Source organism: Nocardioides sp. B-3, from assembly GCF_024703895.1.
In the GTDB taxonomy this organism is placed as follows: domain Bacteria; phylum Actinomycetota; class Actinomycetes; order Propionibacteriales; family Nocardioidaceae; genus Nocardioides.
The window spans coordinates 836,331-851,390 of the sequence record NZ_CP087968.1 but is presented as its reverse complement, the minus strand read 5'-3'; the positions used below and the strand labels follow the sequence as shown (position 1 = coordinate 851,390).

At 70.5% G+C, this 15,060-nt stretch carries 14 protein-coding genes and 8 pseudogenes; 10 read left to right on the top strand and 12 right to left on the bottom strand.

Annotated features, from left to right (window positions below):
• Positions 1–14: 14 nt before the first annotated feature.
• Positions 15–335, bottom strand: a complete 321-nt coding sequence (locus LP418_RS05685; protein ID WP_257955565.1) for a DUF4307 domain-containing protein — start codon at positions 333–335, stop codon at positions 15–17.
• 160 nt (positions 336–495) lie between these two features.
• Between LP418_RS05685 and mca the strand changes: the two are divergent.
• Positions 496–1,390, top strand: a pseudogene (mca, locus tag LP418_RS05680) (mycothiol conjugate amidase Mca).
• A 12-nt stretch (positions 1,391–1,402) separates the two neighbouring features.
• Entirely contained in the window at positions 1,403–1,669 is a 267-nt protein-coding gene (locus LP418_RS05675) for a hypothetical protein (RefSeq protein WP_257955564.1), read from the top strand.
• Here LP418_RS05675 and LP418_RS05670 read toward each other — a convergent pair.
• The 10 genes and pseudogenes from LP418_RS05670 to LP418_RS05630 all read right to left on the bottom strand — a co-directional run.
• Positions 1,609–2,196 (bottom strand): annotated as a pseudogene (locus tag LP418_RS05670) (class I SAM-dependent methyltransferase); the annotation flags it as partial. The gene LP418_RS05675 and the pseudogene LP418_RS05670 overlap by 61 nt on opposite strands.
• Before the next feature lie 33 nt (positions 2,197–2,229).
• Positions 2,230–2,511 (bottom strand): muconolactone Delta-isomerase, encoded by a 282-nt coding sequence (gene catC / locus LP418_RS05665; protein ID WP_257955563.1) that lies wholly within the window; start codon positions 2,509–2,511, stop codon positions 2,230–2,232.
• Between the two features lie 4 nt (positions 2,512–2,515).
• On the bottom strand, positions 2,516–2,929 hold the full coding sequence (locus tag LP418_RS05660; RefSeq protein WP_257956916.1) for a dioxygenase family protein: 414 nt from the start codon (positions 2,927–2,929) through the stop codon (positions 2,516–2,518).
• Between the two features lie 199 nt (positions 2,930–3,128).
• Positions 3,129–5,432: pseudogene (locus LP418_RS05655) on the bottom strand (enolase C-terminal domain-like protein); the annotation flags it as partial.
• A gap of 390 nt (positions 5,433–5,822) precedes the next feature.
• Positions 5,823–5,909 (bottom strand): annotated as a pseudogene (locus LP418_RS32600) (hypothetical protein); the annotation flags it as partial.
• A gap of 46 nt (positions 5,910–5,955) precedes the next feature.
• A pseudogene (locus LP418_RS32595) lies at positions 5,956–6,171 on the bottom strand (nuclear transport factor 2 family protein); the annotation flags it as partial.
• Position 6,172: 1 nt separating this feature from the next.
• A complete protein-coding gene (locus LP418_RS05645; RefSeq protein WP_257955561.1) occupies positions 6,173–6,814 on the bottom strand; it encodes a 3-oxoacid CoA-transferase subunit B in 642 nt (213 codons plus the stop codon).
• 76 nt (positions 6,815–6,890) lie between these two features.
• The gene (locus LP418_RS05640; protein ID WP_257956915.1) at positions 6,891–7,505 is read right to left on the bottom strand and encodes a CoA transferase subunit A; all 615 of its coding nucleotides are present in this window, start codon (positions 7,503–7,505) and stop codon (positions 6,891–6,893) included.
• A gap of 25 nt (positions 7,506–7,530) precedes the next feature.
• Positions 7,531–8,445 (bottom strand): annotated as a pseudogene (pcaD, locus tag LP418_RS05635) (3-oxoadipate enol-lactonase); the annotation flags it as partial.
• A pseudogene (locus LP418_RS05630) lies at positions 8,442–9,328 on the bottom strand (acetyl-CoA C-acyltransferase). The pseudogenes LP418_RS05630 and pcaD, both read right to left, overlap by 4 nt.
• A 1-nt stretch (position 9,329) precedes the next feature.
• On the opposite strand from LP418_RS05630, the gene LP418_RS05625 reads away from it, so the two are divergent.
• From LP418_RS05625 to LP418_RS05615, 3 genes are all read left to right on the top strand, one after another.
• Entirely contained in the window at positions 9,330–9,548 is a 219-nt protein-coding gene (locus tag LP418_RS05625) for a hypothetical protein (protein ID WP_257955560.1), read from the top strand.
• Between the two features lie 189 nt (positions 9,549–9,737).
• Positions 9,738–10,631, top strand: coding sequence for a LysR family transcriptional regulator (locus LP418_RS05620; protein WP_257955559.1), 894 nt, complete (start codon positions 9,738–9,740; stop codon positions 10,629–10,631).
• A gap of 25 nt (positions 10,632–10,656) precedes the next feature.
• Positions 10,657–11,403 carry an iron-containing alcohol dehydrogenase gene (locus tag LP418_RS05615; protein ID WP_257955558.1) on the top strand — a complete coding sequence of 249 codons (747 nt, stop codon included), beginning with the start codon at positions 10,657–10,659 and terminating at the stop codon, positions 11,401–11,403.
• Positions 11,404–11,869: 466 nt separating this feature from the next.
• On the opposite strand, the gene LP418_RS05610 is transcribed toward LP418_RS05615, so the two are convergent.
• Positions 11,870–12,685, bottom strand: a complete 816-nt coding sequence (locus LP418_RS05610; RefSeq protein WP_257955557.1) for an IclR family transcriptional regulator domain-containing protein — start codon at positions 12,683–12,685, stop codon at positions 11,870–11,872.
• Between the two features lie 154 nt (positions 12,686–12,839).
• Between LP418_RS05610 and LP418_RS05605 the strand changes: the two genes are divergently transcribed.
• From LP418_RS05605 to LP418_RS05585, 5 genes and pseudogenes are all read left to right on the top strand, one after another.
• Positions 12,840–13,103 carry a flavin reductase family protein gene (locus tag LP418_RS05605; RefSeq protein ID WP_257955556.1) on the top strand — a complete coding sequence of 88 codons (264 nt, stop codon included), beginning with the start codon at positions 12,840–12,842 and terminating at the stop codon, positions 13,101–13,103.
• Positions 13,057–13,461 carry a flavin reductase family protein gene (locus LP418_RS05600; protein WP_257956914.1) on the top strand — a complete coding sequence of 135 codons (405 nt, stop codon included), beginning with the start codon at positions 13,057–13,059 and terminating at the stop codon, positions 13,459–13,461. The genes LP418_RS05605 and LP418_RS05600 overlap by 47 nt, the downstream gene beginning before the upstream one ends.
• Positions 13,458–14,100 (top strand): annotated as a pseudogene (locus tag LP418_RS05595) (4-hydroxyphenylacetate 3-hydroxylase N-terminal domain-containing protein); the annotation flags it as partial. The gene LP418_RS05600 and the pseudogene LP418_RS05595, both read left to right, overlap by 4 nt.
• Before the next feature lie 88 nt (positions 14,101–14,188).
• Positions 14,189–14,575, top strand: a complete 387-nt coding sequence (locus tag LP418_RS05590) for a 4-hydroxyphenylacetate 3-hydroxylase C-terminal domain-containing protein (RefSeq protein WP_257956913.1) — start codon at positions 14,189–14,191, stop codon at positions 14,573–14,575.
• On the top strand, positions 14,572–15,054 hold the full coding sequence (locus LP418_RS05585) for a 4-hydroxyphenylacetate 3-hydroxylase C-terminal domain-containing protein (protein ID WP_257956912.1): 483 nt from the start codon (positions 14,572–14,574) through the stop codon (positions 15,052–15,054). The genes LP418_RS05590 and LP418_RS05585 overlap by 4 nt, the downstream gene beginning before the upstream one ends.
• Positions 15,055–15,060: the final 6 nt, after the last annotated feature.

The following is a 15,060-nucleotide window of genomic DNA, read 5'->3' as shown; positions in this document are numbered from 1 at the left end:
GCCAACCTATCAACTCATGTCGTCAGATGCAGGTCGACGACGCCAAATGGGCAGGTCAGCGAGGTCTTTCCCTGGTCGGGGGTGGTGCACCCGATCAGGTCGACGCTGGTGGCCCGGCGCTCGGTGCGGATCTCGACGTCGTTGCGCCCCTGCTCGGGGGTGAAGGAGATCTCGCCGACGGTGGTGTGGTCCTCGGCAAACGCCCGCACCCGACAGCTCGCGTCCGCCCCGTCCTCCAGCTGTACGTCGACGTGCGCGACCGCGGAGCTGTCGCTGACGATGTCGTAGGTGACCAGCTGCGACTCGGCGGCGGGCGTGCCGTGCGACCGGGCCACCCGGGCCCCCCAGGAGGAAGACGACCGCGAGTGCGGCCATCGCTGCGACCAGCACCGGGCGGCGCCACGGTGCGGGTGCGCTGTACCGCGCGGAGAGGTCGCTGGGGGGAGTGGCTGGCTCGGTCACGGCCCCAACAGTAGGTCTCCTATGCTCGGGTGCATGCCGCAGCCTTCCGCCCAGTCTCGTGCGGGCTACCGCCTGATGCACGTGCACGCGCACCCCGACGACGAGTCCAGCAAGGGAGCGGCGTCGACGGCGATGTATGTCGCGCAAGGTGTCGACGTGCACGTGGTGACGTGCACTGGCGGCGAGCGCGGCTCGATCCTGAACCCGAAGATGGACCGGCCCGGGATCCCGGAGAACATCCACGAGATCCGGCGCCGGGGAGATGGAGCGGGCCCGCGACATCCTCGGCGTGACCCGGGACTGGCTCGGCTTCGTCGACTCCGGCTGGCCGGAGGGCGACCCGCTGCCGCCGCTGCCGGAGGGCTGCTTCGGGCTGATCGACGTCGAGGTCGGCGCCGAGCGGCTGGTGAAGCTGATCCGCGAGTTCCGTCCGCACGTGCTGACGACCTACGACGAGAACGGCGGCTACCCGCACCCCGACCACATCATGTGCCACAAGATCTCGGTCGAGGCGTTCCACGCGGCCGGCGACCCGGCGCGCTACCCCGACGCGGGGAGCCCCGGCAGCCGCTCAAGCTCTACTACTCCCACGGCCACAGCCGGCCCAAGGCCGTCGCGCTGCACGAGGCGATGCTCGCGCACGGGCTGGAGTCGCCGTGGGCCGAGCGGTTGGCCGACTGGCCGGAGCGCCCCGACTGGGACGCGCGTCACCACCAAGGTCCCGTGCTCGGACTGGTTCGGCGTCCGTGACCCGGGCGCTGCTCGCGCACGCGACGCAGATCGACCCCGACGGCTGGTTCTTCTCGATCCCGCGCGAGATCCAGAGGCCGAGACCCGGCCCACCGAGGACTTCGAGCTCGTCGTGAGCCACGTCGCCTCGCAGACGCCGGAGGACGACCTGTTCGCCGGCATCATCGACCCTGCCTGAGAGACTGGTCCCATGTTCACGCTCACCGTGCTCGCCGTCGCCGCCGAGACTCCCGACGCGGAAGATGTCGTCGCGGGACCCGTGGCCCTGCTGATCTTCCTCCTGCTCGCGCTCGCCGTCGCCTTCCTCGGCTGGAGCCTGACCAAGCAGCTGCGCAAGGCCCCGGGCGGCGAAGGACGCCGGGGCGTACGGCGACGAGCCGGTCGACCCCGATGCCGTCAGCGACGAACCAGCCGGACCAGACAGTCCCACGCAGTCTTCGTGACCTCGCTGCCGTGACCGTCGTCTGCGGTCACGACACGCGCGACCCGCTCGGCCCGGACGACCTCGACGTCGATCCCTTCGAGGTCGTCGAGGATGTCTGACGCGGTCATCAGGACGGCCGGGTCCTGCGGACCTCCGGTGCCCTCGGTGAGGTTGCTGGAGTCGTGCGCGACCCGGGCCAGCGTGCCGCCCGGTCGCAATGACGAGACGACATTCCACATCGCCGTACGCCGTAGTGCGGCCGGCACCTGGAAGTAGGCCACCACCGCGAGGTCGAGGTCGCTGCCCGTCCACGTCGTGGCGTCGGCGCAGACCCAGTCGACCGGCAGGTCGCCGGCCAGCGTGCGGCCCTTGTCGATGGCGACCTGCGAGAAGTCGACGGCCGTCACGTCCCACCCGAGCGATGCCAGCCAGATCGCGTTGCGGCCCTCGCCGCACGCGAGGTCGACCGCCCGCCCGGGCGTGAGGTCGGCGCACTCGGTCTCGATGAACTGGTTGGGCCCGCGCGACCAGACCAGCTCGCTGGCGGCATAGCGGTCGTCCCAGTGCGTTGGCGTCCATGGGACGACCGTATGTCAGGCGTTGATGTCGCTGGGGTGCTTCGCCAGCGGGGTGACCGTGATGTCCATGTAGGGGAACAGCGGCAACCCCGAGAGCAGCTCATGGAGCGCATCGTTGGACTCGACGTCGAAGATCGACACGTTGGCGTATTCGCCGACGATCCGCCACAGGTGCGGCCACCGGCCCGATCGCTGCACCTCCTCGGCGTAGGCCTTCTCGCGGGCGACGAGGTCGGCCTTGACCTCGGGGTCCATGTCGAGCGGGATCCGGACGTCCATGCGTGCGTGGAAGAGCATCGGGTCAGCCCTTCTCGGGGTCGAGGACGAAGCTGTAGGCGACGGTCGCGGTGCCGTCGGCTGCCTGCTGCGGGTCGAGGATGAGCTCGGGCTTGACCGCCGAGGCGATGTCGTCGTCGTTGTGCTCGTCACCGGGGAAGTAGAGCTGTGCGGTGAGCAGCTCGTGGCCGGGCGCGGACACCTTGACGTGCAGGTGTGCCGGGCGCCGGGCGTGCCAGCCGGCCGCCTTGATCAGCTTGCCGCAGGAGCCGTCGGTGGGGATCTGGTAGGGCGCGGGCTGCACCGTGTGGATCGCGAAGGAGCCGTCGTTGCCGGTGGTGAAGCTGCCGCGCAGGTTCCACTCCGGGATGCCCGGGGCGAACTGTGAGTAGAAGCCGTCGGCGTCGGCGTGCCAGAGCTCGACCTTGGCGCCGGCCAGCGCGGTGCCGTCGGTGGAGGTGACCTGACCGGTCCCGAGTCAGCGGGGTGCCGCCCTCGCCGTCGCGCATCGGGACGGCGCCGTTGGCGCCCTGCTCGGGGGCACCGGGCACGTAGTAGGGGCCCTCGATCGAGCCCTTGTTGCCCTCGCGGTGCTCGGTGTTGACCTCCTCGACGACGTGCTCGAGCCACACGTCGAGGAAGAGCGGCCACTCGCCGTCCTCGCCGACGTTGATCATCCAGGCCTTGAGGGCGTTGAACTCGTCGTAGGTGACCTTGTGCTTGCGGACGGTCGCGTACATCGCGTCGAGGACCTCGCGGGCCATCGCGTCGACCCGCTCGGCGGGCACGTCCTTGACTGCGGCGTACGGCGACTTGTCGGCGTGGAAGCGCTCGGTGGCGCTGGCGCCCGAAGCGGCCGCGGTGGCGGACTCGTTGACGGTGGTGCTCATGGTGGTGCTCCTTGCTCGGGAGGGGGTGTTGGTGTGCGGTTCAGTCCCCGGCGGTAGCGCGCGAGCTTGTCGGGATCGATGACGGCGCCCGAGGCCGGGACCGGGGCGGACGGCGAGCTCGCCGCCGTGGATCTCGAGCGGCTCGGCGAGGAGGTCGTCGGTCATGTCGAGGAAGTTGGAGAGCTCGCCGGCACGGCGCGAGGTCAGCTCGAACGCCGAGCCGAAGGCGACCGAGCACAGGGAGCCGAGCTGGCCGTCGATCTGGTTGCCCATCACGACCTCGATGCCCGGGCCCTCGGCCGTGTGATGCACCCGGCGGCTGGTGGTGAAGCCGGTGCGGGCCGTCTTGATGCTGACCGCGGTGGCCGAGCGTCCCGGGATCTCGCGGGTCACCTCGGCCGGCGTCACGACCGACTCGTCGGCGACGAAGGGGACGTCGAGCTGCTCGACCAGCCAGCGTCGACCGACGACGTCGTCGGCCGGGCACAGCTCCTCGGCCAGCGTGAGTCCGAGGTCGGCCATCTCCTTCATCGCCCGGGCGGACTCGGACGCGGACCAGCCGCGGTTGCCGTCGACGTACAGCTCGATCTCGTCGTGGAAGCGCTCGCGCAGGGCGCGCACGACCGCGGTGTCGAGGGTGAAGGGGTGGCGACCGACCTTCACCTTGAAGGTGCTGATGCCGTAGGTGTCGCGCATCCGCTCGGCCTCCGCCACCATCGCGGCCGGCTCGTCGAAGCCGAGCATGTGCGAGACCCGCATCCGGTCGGTGTAGCCGCCGAGCAGGTCGGTGACGCTGAAGCCCAGCGACTGCCCCATGGCGTCCCAGATCGCCATGTCGAGGGCGGACTTGGCCGTCGGGTTGCCCACCGTGCGCGAGAGCCGGGCGTGGATCTGCTCGCGCTCCATCAGGTCGAGCCCGGTCACCTGCGGCGCGAAGATGCCGTCGATGACCGCGACGATGCCGGCCTGCGTCTCGCCGTAGGTGAAGGGACGCGGCGGTGCCTCGGCCACCCCGACGACGCCGTCGTCGGTGGTGACGCGCACGAGCACGTGCTCGGCGACGTGGACCTCGCCGCTCGCGAACTTGAGCGGCTTGGAGTAGGGGATGGCGAAGGGGATGGCCTCGACCCGGGTGATCTTCATCGGGGTGACCTCGTCGACGTTGCTGGTGGGGGAGGGCTGGTCCGTCGCGAGTGCGTCGAGCACGGCGAGCACGGCCGGGTTGTTCTCCTCGGCGCGCCGGGCGAGCGCGAGCTCGACGGTGGCGGCGTCGGCGACGTCGCGGAAGACCACGCCCGCGAGCGGTGCGGCCCGGACGGACGACGGGACGAGGGCGACGCCGAGGTCGGCGGCGACGAGGGGGAGCAGCACCGAGACCCCGGCGGCCTCGTGCTCGTGGTGGGGCACGAACCCGGCTCGGCGGCAGCTGCGCAGGACGGCTTCGTTGACCGCGGAGTCGGGGCCGGCGAAGAGCACGAACTTCTCCGTGCGCAGGTCGGTCATCGAGATGACCGGCTCCGTGGCCAGCCGGTGGTCGGCAGCGACGGCGAGCACGAGCGGCTCGGAGGCGATGATGCGGTGATCGAGGCCCGAGCCCGACATGGGCGGGCGCAGCACGCCGATGTCCGGGCTGCCGTCGGTGAGCCCGGCGACCTGTGCGGGGGTCAGCAGATCGGCGTGGATCTCCAGCGCCATCCCCGGGAGCTCGCGCTTGACGATGCGCGCCATCCGGGGCAGCTGGGTGTGGGCGGCACTGCCGGTGAAGGCGACGCGCACCAGCCCCTGTCGTCCGTCGGCGATGCGGCGTACGCCGCGGACGCTGGCCTGCACCGCATCGAGGATGCGCGCCACCTCGACCTGCAGGAACTCGCCCGCCGGCGTGAGCCTGCACCGGCGGGTCGTCCGGACGAACAGCGGGGTGCCGAGCTCGGCCTCGAGCTGGCGGATCGACTGCGAGAGGGCCGGCTGGGCCATGTGCAGCCGCTCGGCAGCGCGGCCGAAGTGGCGAGTGTCCGCCACCGCGGCGAAGTAGCGCAGGTGCCTCAGCTCCATGGTCCCTCCTCCGGCTCAACGGGTCGTGACTCCGCTCACATGCGGCGATTGGTTCACGGTAAGTCTCAATATTGCGTCAGCACAAAGACCTATTTCGCACTGTTTGAGAGGTACTGGCGATCAATGAGCGCTCGCCATCTCGTTGGGGAACGGAATCGGGCGCATGGCGCCCGCGACCCCTGATCCGGTTCCCCACCCGGCACAGGTTCAGTGTTGATGCGCCGCGATCCGTTCCGGGGTGCGTGGGTCGGCCGCGGCCCGGGCGGGAGCCCAGCCGTAGCGGCCGGGGGCCCAGTCCTCGTCACCGGACACCCAGTAGAAGAACGTCACACGACGCTCCCGGAAACGCCACCGGCCGTCGTCGCTGCGGACCAGCTGATCGGTGTAGCGACCGGCGGCGATGTGGGCGCGACCGTCGACGACACAGGGCTGGTCGAGCCACGTCGCTCCGGTCGCGGCGTGGGCGGGTGAGCCCACGAGGTCGATGGTCTCGTTGGACGAGAAGTGCCACCCGGGCGGACAGGGGCCCCTCCCGGAGGTCGGCGAAGAACGTGCGCAGCTCGTCGTGGCCGCGGGCGGTGGAGAGCCCGACGAACGCGCCGTCGGGGGTGAAGAGATCGACGAGGTCGTCCCAGCGGCCGTCGTCGAGGGCCCGGCAGTAGTGCGCCCGGAGCTGGCCGATGGCGTGCAGGTCCTCGAGCCTTCGGACCCGCGCGGCGAGATCGAGGTCGTCGGTCACGTCAGACCCCGACGGGCACTCGGACCGGCGCGCCGGTCTTCTCGGAGATCTCCTCGACGCTCACGTCCGGTGCGAGCTCGACGAGGTCGAAGGCGTCGCCGGCCACGTCGAGGACGCCCGTGTCGGTGATGATCCGGGACACGACTCCACGTCCGGTCAGTGGCAGGTCGCATGCCTCGAGCAGCTTGGGTGCGCCGGTCTTGGTCGTGTGGTCCATCAGCACGATGACGCGTCGCGCACCGCTGACCGAGTCCATGGCACCACCCATGCCCTTGACCATCGAGCCGGGCACCATCCAGTTGGCGAGGTCGCCGGCGACCGAGACCTGCATGCCACCCGGGACGGCGGTGTCGATGTGGCCACCGCGGATCATCGCGAAGCTCAGCGAGGAGTCGAAGTAGGAGGCTCCCGGCAGCACGGTGACCGTCTGCTTGCCGGCGTTGATCAGGTCGGGGTCGACCTCGTCGTCGTACGGGAAGGGCCCGACGCCCGGGATGCCGTTCTCGGCGTGCAGCGTCACCGTCGAGCCGGCGGGGAGGAAGCCCGGGATCAGCGTGGGCAGGCCGATGCCGAGGTTGACGTACTCCCCGTCGTGCAGCTCGAGCGCCGCTCGTGCGGCCATCTCGTCGCGTGTCCAGCTCATGCACGTACTCGCTTCGCTCCGTGCGCGCATGAGGCACATGCCGCGCTGTGTTGGATGATTCCCTCGCTCCGCTCGGTCATGCTGAGATCTCCTCACGGGGGCGGGTGGTGCGCTTCTCGATGTCCTTGGCGGCGGCCTGCTCGGGCGTCAGCTCGACGATGCGCTGGACGAAGACACCGGGCAGGTGCACCTCGTCCGGCCCGATCTCACCGATCTCGACGACCTCCTCGGCCTCGACGATGGTCAGCCGGCCGGCCATGGCGGCGGGGATGTTGAAGTTGCGGGCCGAGGCGTAGAAGACGCAGTTGCCGGCCCGGTCGACCTTGGCCGCACGCACCAGCGCGACGTCGGTGACGATCGACTCCTCGAGCACCATCTCCGTGTCGTGGAAGGTGCGGACCTCCTTGGGCTCCGACGCGAGCGCGACGGTGCCGTCGGGGTGGTAGCGCCACGGCAGTCCACCCTCGGCGACCATCGTGCCGACACCGGTGGGGGTGAAGAACGCGCCGATCCCGGCTCCGCCGGCGCGCATCCGCTCGGCAAGCGTGCCCCGGGGCGTCAGCTCCACGGTCAGCTCGCCGGAGAGGTACTGCCGGGCGAACTCCTTGTTCTCCCCGACATACGACGCGATGACGCGGCTGATCCGGGTGCTGCTCGAGGAGCAGACCGAGGCCGGCGCCGTCGACCCCACAGTTGTTGGACACGACGGTCAGGTCGTCGGCCCCCCGGTCGAGCAGTGCCCCGATCAGGAACCACGGGATGCCGACGAGACCGAAGCCGCCGACGGCCGGGCTCGACCCCGCCCTGATGTCGGCCACGGCGTCGGCAGCAGTGGGGACGACCTTGTCGATGCTCATGCGGATGCTCCGGTCAGGTGGGCGACGATCGCGGGGGTGATGGCCGTGGGCTGCTGTGCGTTGGCGAGATGGGCAGCATCCGGTACGACGAGGAGCCGGCCGTCCTGCACGCCGTCGGCGATCGCAGCGAGGTGCGGCGGCGGGGGTGGCGGGGTCATCGGCACCGGCGATCGCGAGGGTCGGCGCGGAGATGGTCGGCAGGTCGGCACGCAGGTCCATCGCCGCGATCACCTCGCAGCAGGAGGCGTAGCCCTCGGCCGGGGTGCCGGCGACGACTGCCTCGCAGCTCGCCTTCACCTCGGGGTTGGCGTCGAGGAAGGCAGGCGTGAACCAGCGGGCGACCACGGCCTCGGCGACGGACTCGGACCCGTCGGCGCGGACGGTGGCGGCGCGGTCGTGCCGGGCGCTGGACGGAGTCAGGTGAGCTCCGGTGCACAGCACGACCAGCCGGTCCACGCGCTCGGGGTTGCGGGCGGCGAGGCGCATGCCGGTCATGCCGCCGAGCGAGAGGCCGACGAAGTGCACCTTCTCGACCTTGAGTGTGTCGAGCAGCGCGACCACGTCGTCGGCGAGGTCATCGATGTCGTAGGGGCCGGTCGGGACGGGCGAGCCGCCGTGGCCGCGGGTGTCGTAGCGGACGACCCGGAAGTGCTCGGCGAGCTCGTCGGCCTGCGCGTCCCACATGCTCATGGTCGAGCCGAGGGAGTTGGACAGCACGACGACGGGTGCGTCAGACGGACCGGTGACGACGTGGTGGAGGGCGACGGCGCTCATGCCGAGACCCGCTCGAAGATCGCAGCCGGGCCCCGGCCGCCGCCGATGCACATCGTCTCGAGGCCGTAGCGCGCTTCGCGGCGCTGCATCTCGTGGGCCAGCGTGGCCGGGATGCGGGCGCCGGTCGCGCCGACGGGGTGGCCGAGCGAGATGCCGGAGCCGTTGGGGTTGAGGCGTTGGTCGGTGGCGTCGACCTTCCACTCGCGCAGGCAGGCGAGCACCGGGCGGCGAAGGCCTCGTTGAGCTCGATCACGTCGATCTCGTCGAGGGTCAGGCCGGCGCGCTCCGGGGCTGCGGAGGTCGCGGGGACCGGGCCGATGCCCATCACCTCGGGGCCGACGCCGGCCACGGCCCACGACTTGAGCGCGAGCAGGGGGCGCAGGCCACGGCGGTCGGCCTCCTCGCGAGTGGTGACCACGCACATGGCGGCGCCGTCGTTCTGGCCGCTCGCGTTGCCGGCGGTCACGGTCGACTCGGCGTCGATCTTCTGGCGCACCGGACGCAGGGCGGCCAGCTGTTCCGGGGTGGTGTCCGGGCGGGGGTGCTCGTCACGGTCGACCACGACGTCGGGCTTGCCGCGGGCGCCGGGCACGGTGACCGGCACCAGCTCATCGGCGAACTTGCCGGCCTCGTGGGCGGCGCCGGCCCGCTGCTGGGAGCGCACGGAGAACTCGTCCTGCTCCTCGCGCGAGATGGCGTATTCGCGCCGCAGGTTCTCGGCCGTCTCCAGCATGCCGCCGGGGACGGGATGGTCCTTGCCACCAGCCGTCTCGCGGGCCCGGACCCAGCGGTCCATCAGCTCGACCCCACCGCTGCGGATCCCGGTGCGCAGGCCGAGCGCGTAGTGCTCGACGTTGGACATCGACTCGACCCCACCGGCCACGATGACGCTGCCGGCGCCGCTGGCGATCTGCGCGGCGGCGTACAGGACGGCCCTGGAGACCGGAGCCGCAGCGGCGGTCGAGCTGGAGTCCGGGGACGCCCGTGCCGAGGCCGGCGTCGAGGGCGGCGATCCTGCCGATCGCGGGGTTCTCGCCGCTGGGGTTGCAGTTGCCCGGGATGACGTCGTCGACGTCGCCCTCGCCCTGAGCCGGTGCGGCTGACCAGCTCGCGCAGCGTGTGCGACGCGAGGTCGACCGCGGACAGCGACGCGAAGGCGCCGCCGTAGCGACCTACGGGCGTGCGGATCGGTTCACAGATGACGATGTCGGGCATGCGATGACGCTAAGCCGCGTGGCCGATATGTGGAAGTATCTATTTCGCCGGGATCAATATCGTGAGAGTCTGGATCGATGGAGCTCCGTCACCTCCGCTACTTCCGGGCCGTCGCCGAGGAGAAGCACTTCGGCCGTGCCGCCCACAAGCTGCACATGGCACAGCCGCCGTTGTCCCAGCAGATCAAGCAGCTCGAGGACGAGCTCGGCGTGACGCTGCTGCAGCGGACCACCCGCCGCGTCGACCTGACGCCTGCGGGGGAGGCCTACCTCGTGCGCGTCCGGGCAATCTTGCAGGCGGTCGATGCCGCCGGTGACGAGGCGGTGCGGATCGGCAGCGGACTGGAGGGACGGCTGGTGATCGGCTGCGTGGGATCGGCGACCTACTCCCTCCTGCCTGCCCTCGCCCGCGCACTGCGCGAGCGGATGCCCGGAGTGGACTTCGCGTTCCGTGGCGAGATGCTCAGCCCCGACCAGCTCGATGCACTGCGCGACGGGTCGATCGACCTGGCGCTGCTGCGTCCCTTCCGGGAGCTGTCCGAGGACGCCCGCGTGACGGTGAGTCCGCTGCGGGAGGAGAGGTACGTCGTCGCGCTGCCAGAGGGACACCGCCCGGCCGGCCGTAGCAAGGTGCGCGTGGCAGACCTCCGCGACGAGGACCTGATCGTCCACTCCGGGCACGGGCGCTCCGCGATGTACGACGCCGTGTCGGCGCTGTGCCGCGACGCGGGGTTCGAACCGTCGATCCGCCACGAGGTCGCCGAGACCTCCACCCCGGTCACCTTCGTGGCGGCCGCGCTCGGAGTGGCGATCGTGCCCGAACCCGTGTCCGAGCTCGTCGTGGCCGGCGCGGTCTACCGGCCGCTGGTCAGCCGCGCGCGGATGGAGCTGGTCGCCGCGACTCGGGCGGATGACGAGTCCGCCCTGCTGGCCCGCGCGCTGCGCGTCCTCCATGCACAGGTCACGACGTGACCAGTGCGGGTGAGAGAGTCGCGCCATGGTGACGATCCACGAGAGTGCCGCGAGCAGGGTGGTGATCGGCCCGGGCGCGCTGGCCTGCGTCGGAGACGAGGTCGAGCGGGTCGGCGGAGCCCGCGTGCTGGTAGTCGCGACCCCCTCGGCGAGCGCTGGCGCCGACACCGTGGTCGCGGCGCTCGGTGATCGGGTTGCACTGCGCTTCGACCGGCCCGTGGCGCACACACCCGTCGCGGTGACCGACGAGCTCATGGCCGAGATCGGCGAGGACGCGGTCGACGTGGTCGTCGCCATCGGCGGCGGGTCGGCCATCGGGCTCTCGAAGGCGGTCTCGGCCCGGACTGGCATTCCCCGGGTCGCCGTACCGACGACGTATGCCGGCTCCGAGGTGACGCCGGTGCTGGGCGAGACCCGGGACGGGGTGAAACAGACCCGCCGCGACGCCGCACTCGTGCCGGGGACCGTCGTCTACGACCCCGAGCTCACGTTGTCGTTGCCGTTCGGGCTCACGCTCACCAGCTCGCTGAATGCGGTGGCGCACGCCGTCGAGGCCTTGTGGGCGCTGGACGCGACCGCGATGAGCGACGCGCTGGCGAGCGAGTCGGTCGCGCGAATCCCGGGCGCCCTGCCCGAGGTGCTTGTCGATCTCGGCGACGTCTCGGCACGAGGGCGGCTGCAGACCGGTGCCCGGCTCGCCGGGCTCTGTCTCGCCCAGACACAGATGGGCCTCCACCACCAGCTGGCCCACGCCCCGGGTGGGACGTTCTGACCTCCCGCACGCAGACCTGCACGCCCTGCTGCTCGCGCACGTGATGCGGTTCAACCTCCCGCACGCACCGGGCGTGACCGACTGATTGTCGCGCCTCGTCGGCGATGACCCGGTCGCGGTGGTCGAGGACCCGGCGCACCGCCTACGACGGTCCGACCACTCTTCGTGAGCTCGGCGTGCCCCGCCACGGGCTCGCTGCCGTTGCAGGACCGGGTGGTCGCGTCGCCGTACCCCAATCCACGGCCGGTCGAGAGAGGCCCGCTGCTCGACCTTCTGGAGACGGCCCGGGGCTGAGATCCGATCCCGGATCCCAGCCCCAAGGCCTGTCGAGGGCGACTCAGACCGGGGCGGCCACCTTGGACGGGCTCAGGTGCGAGACCGGGGAAGTCGGCCGCTGCCCGGCGTTGGTCGTTGCAGCGGGCCACCGCGAGGGAGGTCCAGAAGGCGCCGTGCCTGAGCGAGCCGGTCAGGAGAAGCTGGTGCGGCCACTGAGTCGCACCCGCCGGGCGTGGTCGGGAAGCTCGGCCGGGTCGCGACCGATGTCGGCCGCGATCTCCAGCAGGACGGGCACCACGTCCTTCTCGACGTCCTCGACGGTGTGCAGGCCCCGCGCGGTGGAGTAGGCCAGTGCGGCGACAACGGCGCCGGAGACGTCGCGGACAGGGACGGCGGCGGACAGGAAGCCCACCTCCAGCTCGCTGTCCACGATCGCGAAGCCGTCGCGGCGCACGTCGTGGAGGCGGTCACGGAACTCGATCGGGTCGGTGATCGTCCGCTCGGTGAGGCGGGGGAGCCCCTCCTCGAGGATGCGTTCCACGATCGACGCCTCGGCGTGGGCCGCGAGCACGCGACCCATCGAGGTGGCGTGCACCGGGAGCCCGGTGCCGACGTCGACGTTGAGGCTGAGCACACGGCGGAGGTGGACGCGGGCGACGTAGACGACGTCGATGCCGTCGAGCTGCGCCAAGGAAGCCGACTCACCCGTGCGCTCGGCGACGCGCACCGAGTGCGGTTGCGCGACCTCCACGACGCCGTGGGTGGCGGCGTAGTGCTGGCCGATCGTGAGGACGCGCGGCGTCAGGGTCCAGCGTGATCCCACCGGGGCGACGTAGCCCAGCTTCTGCAGGGTCAGCAGGATGCGCCTGATCGCGGGCCGGGAGAGCCCGGTGGATGCGGCCAGCTGCGCGGCGGTCGGCTCGGGAAGGTCGGCATCGAAGGCAAGGAGCACGGCGAAGCCGCGTTCGATGCTGGTGATGATGTCCCGTTCCGACACCTCGCTCATGTCGCCCCCTACGTCGATCGTGAATGAGTCGATAGCGAATGCGTACCAATACGGGTGATCTCACCCGTTGACTTCCGTTGTGACGGCCACCACAGTCTTCTGTACGCAGTTCGTACAAGTTGCACGCAGAGCGTACACCATGGAGGTGGGACCAATGGAGCCGAGGCACCTGCGGAACGCGTTCGGACAGTTCGCCACGGGCGTCACGGTGGTGACCTGCACCAACGCCGACGGTGAGCCGCACGGCGCGACCGTCAACGCGTTCACCGCCGTCTCGCTCGAGCCGGCCCCGGCGCAGGTGACCCTGAGTCGCAACGCCAAGGCCTGCGAGTACCTCGCCGGACAACCCTTCGCGATCAACGTGCTCGCGGCTGACCAGCCTCGACGTCGCCCGGCACTTCGCGGGCCGCCCGGCTGACCAGCCGCCCGAGTGGGTCGCTGGGCCGACGGCCCCACTGCTCGACGGTGCGGCGACGACGATCTCGTGCCGCCCGTGGCGCACCTACGACGGCGGCGACCACCTCATCATCATCGGCGAGGTCGAGGCGGTCGACCTGACCGACCGCGCGCCGCTGCTCTTCCACGGAGGGCAGTTCCGCTACCTCAGCCCGCGGCACGACTCGGGCGCCCGGCCTCCACTGGGGAGGGTCGCTCGACTGCCCTACCAGTGGCTGGTTCGACGCCGAGAGCTTCCGCCCGCTTCCCGAGGCCGCCCACCGCTGAGCGGTCCACCCACAGACCCGTTTCCCACCCAACCGGGAGAGAGAACGACATGACCCAGATCGACGACCACACAGAGGTGGAGCTGAAGGCTCCCGAGCCGGCCACCGCGACCCCCACCTCGGCGCCGATGACCGGCGACGAGTACATCGACAGCCTGAAGGACGACCGCGAGATCTGGATCTACGGTGAGCGGGTCAAGGACGTCACCGAGCACCCGGCCTTCCGCAACCCGATCCGGATGACCGCCCGGCTCTACAACTCGCTCCACGACGAGCAGCTGAAGAAGGACCTGTGGGTGCCGACCGACACCGGCAGCGGCGGCTGGACGCACCCGTTCTTCAAGACCCCGAAGACCACCGAGGACCTGCAGGCCGACCGCAAGGCGATCGAGCACTGGTCGCGCCAGACGTGGGGCTGGATGGGCCGCAGCCCCGACTACAAGGGCAGCTTCCTCGGCACGCTCGGCGGCTACCCGGAGTTCTATGCGCCGTACGAGGAGAACGCGAAGCGCTGGTACAAGGAGAGCCGGGGAGAAGGTCCTCTACTGGAACCACGCGATCATCAACCCGCCGGTCGACCGAAACCTGCCGCCGGACGAGGTGGGCGACGTCTTCATGAAGGTCGAGAAGGAGACGGACGCCGGCGTGATCGTCTCCGGCGCCAAGGTCGTGGCGACCGGTTCGGCGATCACCAACTACAACTTCATCGCGCACTACGGGCTCCCGATCAAGAAGAAGGAGTACGCCCTCGGTGTGCACGGTCCCGATGGACGCTCCCGGCGTGAAGCTGATCTGTCGCCCGTCCTACGGCATGCAGGCCGACACCATCGGCAGCCCGTTCGACTACCCGCTCTCGAGCCGGATGGACGAGAACGACACCATCTTCGTCTTCGACAAGGTGCTCGTGCCCCGGGAGAACATCTTCGTCTACGGCGACACCGAGAAGATCAACGGCTTCGCCATGCAGACAGGGTTCTTCCACCGCTTCACGTTCCACGGCTGCATCCGCCCGGCCACCAAGCTGGAGTTCATCGCCGGCCTGCTGCTCAAGGCGCTCGAGGCGACCGGCACCAAGGACTTCCGCGGTGTCCAGACCCGTGTCGGCGAGGTCATCGGCTACCGCAACACCTTCCGCGCCCCCGGCCGACGCGATGGCAGCCAACCCTGACCAGGGGACCCGGCGGCATGGTGCTGCCCAAGCTCGACTACGGGATGGTCTACCGCCAGCTGATGATCGAGATGTACCCCCGGGTCAAGGAGATCATCATGCAGGACGTGGCGTCCGGCCTGATCTACCTCAACTCCAACGCCGTGGACTTCAAGACCCCGGAGATCCGCCCCTACCTCGACAAGTACGTCCGCGGCTCCAACGGCATCGACGCGGTCGATCGCGTCAAGCTGATGAAGGCCCTGTGGGACGCCGTGGGCACCGAGTTCGGTGGCCGCCACGAGCTCTACGAGCGCAACTACTCGGGCAACCACGAGAACGTGAAGGCCGAGATCCTCTTCGCCTCCGAAGCGCAGGGCGAGGTCGAGAAGATGACCGGCTTCGCCGAGTCCTTCCTCGGCGAGTACGACCTCGACGGCTGGACCGTCCCTGACCTGATCAACCCGACCGACGTCAGCGTCATCCTCAACCGGAAGTGAGGCACC

What these genes read in the sequence shown, in the direction of transcription:
- LP418_RS05675 (WP_257955564.1), top strand. Translation starts at nt 1,403, where the DNA reads ATGTTCACGCTCACCGTGCTCGCCGTCGCCGCCGAGACTCCCGACGCG.
- catC (WP_257955563.1), bottom strand. Translation starts at nt 2,511, where the DNA reads ATGCTCTTCCACGCACGCATGGACGTCCGGATCCCGCTCGACATGGAC.
- LP418_RS05645 (WP_257955561.1), bottom strand. Translation starts at nt 6,814, where the DNA reads ATGAGCTGGACACGCGACGAGATGGCCGCACGAGCGGCGCTCGAGCTG.
- LP418_RS05625 (WP_257955560.1), top strand. Translation starts at nt 9,330, where the DNA reads ATGACGCTGCCGGCGCCGCTGGCGATCTGCGCGGCGGCGTACAGGACG.
- LP418_RS05620 (WP_257955559.1), top strand. Translation starts at nt 9,738, where the DNA reads ATGGAGCTCCGTCACCTCCGCTACTTCCGGGCCGTCGCCGAGGAGAAG.
- LP418_RS05615 (WP_257955558.1), top strand. Translation starts at nt 10,657, where the DNA reads ATGGTGACGATCCACGAGAGTGCCGCGAGCAGGGTGGTGATCGGCCCG.
- LP418_RS05610 (WP_257955557.1), bottom strand. Translation starts at nt 12,685, where the DNA reads ATGAGCGAGGTGTCGGAACGGGACATCATCACCAGCATCGAACGCGGC.
- LP418_RS05605 (WP_257955556.1), top strand. Translation starts at nt 12,840, where the DNA reads ATGGAGCCGAGGCACCTGCGGAACGCGTTCGGACAGTTCGCCACGGGC.